The following is a 7,496-nucleotide window of genomic DNA, read 5'->3' on the forward strand; positions in this document are numbered from 1 at the left end:
GGGTGCCGATGGCGGTCGCCTCCGGCTCCTCCGGCTCCGCGATCACCGCCGTCCTCACCGGCACCGGCGTCTCCTCCCGCACTGGCGCGGGCGCCGCCTGCGGCCGCACCCCCTGGCGTCCCTCGGGCGCCCGCAGCCAGCGCGGCGCCCACCAGTTCGCGCTCCCGAGGAGCTTCACGCTCGCCGGGAGCAGCACGAGCCGTACCAGCGTCGCGTCGATGAGGACCACGAGCGCCATGCCGAGGCCGACCATCTTGAGGTAGACGACCCCCGACGACAGGTACACGAGGAACGACAGGGCGAGGATGCCTGCGGCCGTCGTGACGAGCGGGGCCGAGAGCTGCAGGCCGCGCGCGACGGAGTCCTCGAGCCGGCGGCCGGCGTCGTGCTCCTGGAGGATGCGCGACAGCAGCAGCACCTCGTAGTCCATGGAGAGCCCGAACGTCACGCAGAACATGAGGATCGGGATGGACAGGTCAAGGGTTCCGGTGGCGGTGAACCCGAGCAGGCTGCTGAGGTTGCCGTCCTGGAAGACCCAGACGAGCACCCCGCCGAGGACCGACAGGCTCAGCAGGTTGAGCACCGCCGCCTTGAGCGGCAGCACGATGCTGCGCACCGACAGCATGAGCACGAGCGTGCTCACCACCAGGACGAAGACGAACACCCACGGCAGCCGCTCGACGAGCGCCGAGCGGTAGTCGTCGAGCACCGCGGGATACCCGCCGACGACGGCCCGGGCACCCTGGCCGGCACCCGCGTTCCACGTATCAGCGATGGCGCGTACGTCGGTGACCAGCCCGTACGGGTCGGTGTCCAGGCGCTCCGACGTCGGGACGACGACCACCGGCGCCGCGAACGTCTCGGGCGCCGGGCCGACCGCCGCGCCGTCGACGTACCGCTCGCCGCCGCCGTGCGCCTCGGCGACGCCGTCGACCGTGGAGAACGCCTGGGCGAGGCTTGCCGACTGCTCCGCCGGCCAGGCCTCGCCCGAGCTCGGGAGGGCGAAGAGGCTGTCGGCCACCTCGCTGTCGAAGTCGGCCCGGATGGCGTCCTGGACCTGGCGGCTGGTCGTCTCGGCGGGCAGGATCCGGTCGTCCGGCGGGCCGACCCGCAGCCCGAGCAGCGGAGCCCCCAGGGCGAGCACGAACACGCCGGCCAGCGCCACGTACACGACGGGGCGCCGCATGGTCCGCCGCGCCACGCGCTCGAACCAGCCGGTCGGTGTGGTCGGCAGGGCGGCACGCGACAGGTCGAGCCGCTCCCCCAGCAGCGCCAGCACGGCAGGCAGCACGACGACGGCGCCCAGGCTCGCCACCAGCACGACGGCCACGCCGGCGTACGCGAACGACCGCAGGAACGGGAACGGGAGGAGCAGGAGGCCGAGCAGCGAGGCGGACACCGCCGCGCCGCTCACGAGCACCGTCATACCGGCGCCCCGCACCGCCTCGGCAGCGGCGCGGGCGGGCGAGAGGCCCGCCGCCCGTCCCTCCGCATGCCGGGCGATGATGAACAGGCCGTAGTCGACGCCCAGGGCTATCGCCATGACGAGCACGAGGTTCGCCGCGAACGTCGAGACGTCCGTCAGCGCCGCGACGATCCGCAGCGCACCCATCGACCCGATGATCGTGACGATGCCGAGGGCCAGGATCAGCGCCGCCGGGACGACCCGGCGGAACACGAGGACCAGCAGCAGGAACACGCCGGGCAGCACGATCGCCTCGGCGAGACCGAAGCCCCGCCGCGCCTCGTCGGAGACCTGGCGGAACACCTCCTCCTGCCCGCCGAACGCGACGGTGACGGGGCCGCGGTCACCGGACCACTGCGCCGACAGCTCGCCCACGAGCGCACGTGCCTCGGTGGCCTCGCCCGCGGCCCGCGCGACGATCAGCGCCTGGCTCCCGTCGCCGCTGCGGAGCACCTCCCAGTCGTCGGACGACCAGTAGGAGAAGACGTCCTCGATGCCCGGCTCGGCGTCGAGCGCCGCCTCGACCTCGCCCGCCGCCGCGGCGACGTCGGGCTGGTCGACGTCGCCGTCGCGTGCCGTGACCAGCACGGTGACATTCGGCGGGCCGCTGCCGAGGCCCGCGAGCTCCTCCTGGGCGAGCACGGCCGGCGACCCGGGGGTCTCGAACCGGGCGAGCTGGAGCTGCGGGAGCGTGCCGGCGGCGAGGACCCCGGCGACCACGAGGACCAGGGCACCGATGAGCAGGACCCGCCTGGGCCGCCGGGTGACGGCGTCGCCGAGCCTGCCGAGCGTGTCGTTCCGTTCCATCTGTGCGCCTTCCATCTGCGCCTTTTCCATCAGAGGTTCTCCGCGTCGAGCCAGGAGGCGAGCCCGTCAAGAGCCACCTCGTGCCGGCGGGCAAGGTCGAAGTAGTGGCCGGCGTCGGGCACCTCGACCAGGGTCGTCGACGGTGCGCCGGCGAACAACGTCTTGTGCACGCCGCCGAGCTGTACGCGTGCGTCGTTCTCCCCGTAGAGGAACAGGACGGGCACGTCGATCTCCCGCAGCCGCTCCGCGTCGACCATCACGCCGGAGAGCTGGGAGACCATGTCGCCGCACGGGTGCTTGTTCTGCTTCCCCGCGCTGTACTCGACGACCTCCGGGTCGGTGTCCGCGAAGTTGCCCTCGACGAACTCGCGCCGGCCCAGGTCGTACAGGGCGTAGCCGGACGGGTCGTCCGGCTCCTCGGAGGGCGTGCCGCCGGACAGGCAGGAGCCGAGCGCCGCCTGGAACCGGGCGGTCGCCTCGTCGGTCAGCCCGCCGTCGGCCCAGCCGGAGACGACCAGGCCGTCCACGTCGCCGTACGAGATCGCCTCGAGCTGCGCGACCTGCCCGCCGTTGGAGTGCCCGAGGGTGGTCACCTCGGTGAACTTCGGCGCGGGCGTCTCACCCTCCCACTCGTAGTCGCCGGACCGCAGCGCCTCGATGATCTGGTGCAGCATGTCCGCCTGCGAGCCGACGCACATGTGCCGCCCGTCGGGCCGGTCGCTGGAGTCGTAGCCGAGCCGGTCGATGGTGAGCGAGGCGTGGCCTCGTTCGGCCATCTCGTACGAGTGGTGGAAACCCTCGACGGGCACCCGCCAGTACCACTCGCCCGAGGCGATGCCGTGCTCGTACACCGTGACCGCCCCGCCGCCGCCGAGCATGGTCGCCGGGCCGGTGAGGTGGCCGCGGATCGTGTAGGTCTTGCCGTCGGACGGGCACGCGAGCGCGGACGTGTTGCGGTTGACGACCGAGAACGAGACCGCCTCGTCGACGACGCCCGACGGGACGTCCAGCACGGGCTCGTCCGTCTCGGTCGCCGGCTCCGCGGGGAGCGCCACCTCTGCCACGGGGGCGGAGACCGCCGGCGCGTCCTTCTCCGCGTGCGCGCCGGCCGCCGCCGGGCCGACGAGGGCGGCGCCCACGACGGCGATGCCGAGCACGGCGAGCGCCAGGGTTCTACCTCGATGTGGTGTGCTCATCAGTGCTGGTTCCTTCACCTCTCGGGTACGGTCCGCCGGCGGGTCCGCCGGCATCGTCGTGCGGATGCGGTTCGATCGGTTCACAGGAGCCCCTCCGCCCGGTACCAGTCGGCCTCGTCGCGCAGGGTGTCCGCCGCCGGCCGGAACTCGACGCCCAGTTCCTGCCGCACCCGGTCGGAGCTGACGCGCGCCTTGTCGCCCTGGACGAGGACCTCGGCCCCGGCCCGGTTCGCGACGTCCTCGCGGCCCGTCAGCCGGTTGACCGCGCCGAGGCCCGACGCGAGGGCGAGCGTGAGCCCGCCCGGCAGGGCGCGCGGGGCACGGCGCCCCGTCTCGCTCGCGATCACCGCCGCGACGTCGCGCAGCCGCTCCCACCTGCCGGCCGCGACGTACCGGCGGCCGCTGACCCCGCTCTCGAGCACCCGGACGCAGACCTCGGCGACGTCACGTGCGTCGACCATGCTGTTGCCGACGTCGGGCAGGACGGGCACCTCACCCCGGGCGATCGACAGGAAGAGCCGGCCCGACGACGTCGGGCCGCTGTCGCCAGGGCCCCACATCCAGCCGGGCAGGACCATCGGGACCGACGGGCGGCGTCCGCGCGCCACGTGCGCCTGGACGACCGCCTCGGCCGCGACCTTGCTCGCGGCGTACCCGTTCACGGCGTCGGCGGGCGGTGGCGACTGCTCGTCGGCGGGTGCCGACACGTCCCCCCTGGCGAGCGCCGCGGTGGAGCTCACGTGCACGACGGTGCGGATGTCGTGCCGCTCGGCCGCGGCCAGGAGGCGGCCCAGCGCCGTCACGTTGGTCTCGTACAGGAGCCGGGGGTCGGCGCCGGGCAGGTAGTACTCCCGGAAGTACGCGGCGGCGTGCACCACCGAGCCGACGTCGGGCAGGACCTTGTCCCAGACGTCCGGGTCGACGGTGTCGCCGACGACCACCCGTACCTCGGGCAGCAGGAGCCGCGCGGCGCGCTCGCCGTCCCGGGCGAGCACCGTGACGGGGCGGTCCTGCTCGACGAGCCGGCGCACCACCGACGAGCCGAGGAGTCCGGTGGCGCCGGTGACGAGAACTGGGTCGGTCATCTTTCCTCCGCGGTGGTGGCGAGGACCGGTACCCGGTCCGATGGGGGCTCCTGGGTGGTGCCGGGCGCCGCCGTGCCGTTCTCCGAAGTGGGTGCCACGGCGGGAGCTGGTCCCTCCTCGTGCCACCCGATACGGGCGTGCAGCCGGCGCAGCGGGCCGGGCGCCCACCACGTCCACCGCCCGGTGAGGGCCATGAAGGCAGGGACGAGGGTGGTGCGCACGACGGTCGCGTCCACGAGGACCGCCAGCGCCACGCCGAAGCCGAGCATCTGCGTGTTGGCGATCCGGGACGAGCCGATGGCGATGAGCACGGTGGCGAGGATGAGCGCGGCGGCCGTGATGACGCCTCCGGTGCGCTGCATGGCGGTGGCGACGGCCTCCCGCAGGTCGCCCGTGCGCCGGTGCTCCTCGACGGTCCGGGCGAGGAGGAAGACGCCGTAGTCCATGGAGAGCCCGAACGCGACGCACGCCATGAGCACGGGGACCGTCGTGTCGATGTAGCCGGTGGGTGTGAACCCGAGCAGGCCGGCGAGGTTGCCGTCCTGGAACACCCACACGATCGCGCCGAGCATCGCGGTGAGGCTGAGCCCGTTGGCGAGGACCGCCTGCAGGGGCAGCACGACGCTGCCGGTCAGGAGGAAGACGATGACGAGCGCCGAACCGATGGCGATGGCGAGCGCGATGGGCAGCAGGCTCCCGATCGAGTCCTGGCTGTCGACGAGCGTCGCGGGCTGTCCGCCGACGGAGAAGTTCTCGGCCTCCGGCAGGGCCCGGATCTCGCGCGCCATCTCCTGGGCACGGGCACTGGCCAGCGGGATGTCGGCGTCCGCCGTCACGGTGAGCAGGACCGGGTGGTCGCCGGGAGCCGGTACCACGAGGTCGCCGACGACCGTCGAGACGGAGGCTCCGGTGCCGGGCACCGGCTCGACGTCGTCGACGCCGTCGATGCGCAGGACGGCGTCGCGCACCGCGTCGATGTCGTCGGTGTCGCTGCCGGCCGGGAGCATCAGGGTGGCCATGGACTCGCCGCCGGAGGTGAACTCGTCCCGCAGGAGCTGCTGCGCCGCGCGTACCGGCGAGTCCTCGGCGAGCTGCCGGAAGTCCGCCTCGCCGAAGGCGACGCCCCGGAACGGGAGGGCCAGGATCAGGAGGCCGGCGCCGACGGTGAGGGCGACCACCCACCGGTGCCGCATGACGCTCCGGGTCCACGAGGCCCAGGCGCCGACGGTCGGCCCGCCGGTCGCCGTCGCCGGTGTCGCGGGCGCCGTCGGCGGTGCCGCTGCCTTCCGGCGGCGCGACAGCCGGCTACGGCCGGGCCGGAGCCGGTCACCGAGGAGCGTCAGCACCGCTGGAAGCACGAGCAGCGCGGCGAGCGCCGACAGCGCCACCACCGCGACGCCGGCGTAGGCGAACGACCGGAGGAAGTACAGCGGGAAGATGAGGAGCGACGACAGCGCCGCCGCGACGGTGATGGCGGAGTAGAGCACGGTCCGGCCGGCCGAGCCGACGGTGTTGTGCACCGCCGTCGCGACGTCGTCGGTGGCGACCAGCTCCTCGCGGAAGCGCCGGACCACCAGCAGCGCGTAGTCGATGGCGAGGCCGAGGCCGAGGGCCGTCGTGAGGTTGATCGAGAAGACCGAGACGTCGGTGAACAGCGTCAGGCCCATCAGGACCGCGTTGGTGCCCATGACGGAGGCGAGACCGACGGCGAGCGGCAGGCCCGCTGCGAGGAAGCCGCCGAAGACGACGAGCAGGATGACGAGGGTGATGGGCAGCACGATCAGCTCCGCGCGGGCCAGGTCCTCGCGGATCGTCGCCTGGAGCTCCGCGTAGACGGCGCCCGGGCCGATGACCGCCACGTCCAGCCCGTCCCGCTCGCCGGCGAACCGGTCCTGGATGTCCGCCACCGCTTCGTTGACCGCCTGCTCGTCGCCTGCCACGCGGGCCGCGACGATCGCATGCCGGCCGTCCTCGGAGCGCAGCGCGCCGACCGGCGTGCGCCAGTACGACGAGACCCCCTCGACGCCCGGGGTCTCGGCCAGCCGCTCGGTCAGGCGGAGGCCTGGCGCGGCGACGTCGGGCGACGCCACGTCCTTCGGCGCCGTGACCAGCAGCACGACGTCGGGAGCCGCCTGCGGGGCGTGCTCCTCGACGGCCGCGGCGACCAGCGACGACTCGGCGGAGGGATCGGTCACGCCACCCGCGCCGAGCCGGCTCTCCACGCCGCTGCCGAGGACCGCGCACAGGGCGATGAGGGTCCCCGCCACGGCGAGGAGCAGGCGTGGGCGCCGCGTTGCTAGCGCAGCGATATGGTTGAACATTGAAGGCCTCCGTGGCGCCTACAGTAGAATATGTCGATCATAGGTTGGACGTATGGATTTCCGCAATGTTCACGGCAGCGGTCATCGACGCCCGCAGAAAGGAGTTGGCAGTGGGAATCTCAGAACGAACGCCGCTGTCACAGACCATCGGATACCGCCTGATCAAGGTGGGCGAGATGGCCATGGAGACAGCCGAGCAGGTACTGGCGCCGACGGGGATCAAGCCGAGGCACTTCAACGTGCTCTCCACGCTGATGGTCGACGCGACCCTGTCCCAGCGTGAGCTGAGCACGGCCCTGGGGATCGACCCGAACGTGATGGTCGACCTCATCGACGAGCTCGAGCGACAGGGCTTCGCCCGACGTGAGCGGAGCCCCGTCGACCGCCGTCGCCACATAGTCGTGGTGACCCCGAAGGGGAAGGCGGCACTCACGAAGGCCCAGGCCGCGGTCGTCGACGCAGAGGAAGAGTTCCTCGGCGTCCTGACCACGGACCAGCGTCAGGTCCTGTTCGAGGCCGTCGGCGTCCTCCTGGGTCTGGCACCGGTGCCGCGGGCGGGCTGAGCAGCCCACCCGCGGACCGACGGGCTGACGTGCCATCGGGCCTGCCGATGGCCTGTCTC

At 73.1% G+C, this 7,496-nt stretch carries 5 protein-coding genes; 1 reads left to right on the forward strand and 4 read right to left on the reverse strand.

Translation table 11 applies throughout. The features are described 5' to 3' along the window. The 4 genes from ACFWE2_RS23565 to ACFWE2_RS23580 form a co-directional block, all read right to left on the reverse strand. Positions 1-2,272, reverse strand: a 2,272-nt coding sequence (locus tag ACFWE2_RS23565) for an MMPL family transporter (RefSeq protein ID WP_377226639.1), incomplete at its 3' end; no start/stop codon positions are given. 29 nt (positions 2,273-2,301) lie between these two features. Beyond that, entirely contained in the window at positions 2,302-3,468 is a 1,167-nt protein-coding gene (locus ACFWE2_RS23570) for an alpha/beta hydrolase (RefSeq protein ID WP_377226640.1), read from the reverse strand. A gap of 80 nt (positions 3,469-3,548) precedes the next feature. Then, a complete protein-coding gene (locus ACFWE2_RS23575) occupies positions 3,549-4,553 on the reverse strand; it encodes an NAD-dependent epimerase/dehydratase family protein (protein WP_377226641.1) in 1,005 nt (334 codons plus the stop codon). Then, the gene (locus tag ACFWE2_RS23580; protein WP_377226642.1) at positions 4,550-6,874 is read right to left on the reverse strand and encodes an MMPL family transporter; all 2,325 of its coding nucleotides are present in this window, start codon (positions 6,872-6,874) and stop codon (positions 4,550-4,552) included. The genes ACFWE2_RS23575 and ACFWE2_RS23580 overlap by 4 nt, the downstream gene beginning before the upstream one ends. Positions 6,875-7,050: 176 nt before the next feature. On the opposite strand from ACFWE2_RS23580, the gene ACFWE2_RS23585 reads away from it, so the two are divergent. Continuing rightward, positions 7,051-7,437: a MarR family winged helix-turn-helix transcriptional regulator gene (locus ACFWE2_RS23585; protein WP_377226643.1), complete on the forward strand. Its 387-nt coding sequence runs from the start codon at positions 7,051-7,053 to the stop codon at positions 7,435-7,437. Positions 7,438-7,496 lie beyond the last annotated feature (59 nt).

The sequence above is a fragment of the Promicromonospora sp. NPDC060271 genome, assembly GCF_042726755.1.
Lineage (GTDB): Bacteria > Actinomycetota > Actinomycetes > Actinomycetales > Cellulomonadaceae > Promicromonospora.

Coding starts and splice junctions, on each gene's coding strand:
- ACFWE2_RS23570 (WP_377226640.1), bottom strand. CDS start 3,468: ATGAGCACACCACATCGAGGTAGAACCCTGGCGCTCGCCGTGCTCGGC.
- ACFWE2_RS23575 (WP_377226641.1), bottom strand. CDS start 4,553: ATGACCGACCCAGTTCTCGTCACCGGCGCCACCGGACTCCTCGGCTCG.
- ACFWE2_RS23580 (WP_377226642.1), bottom strand. CDS start 6,874: ATGTTCAACCATATCGCTGCGCTAGCAACGCGGCGCCCACGCCTGCTC.
- ACFWE2_RS23585 (WP_377226643.1), top strand. CDS start 7,051: ATGGCCATGGAGACAGCCGAGCAGGTACTGGCGCCGACGGGGATCAAG.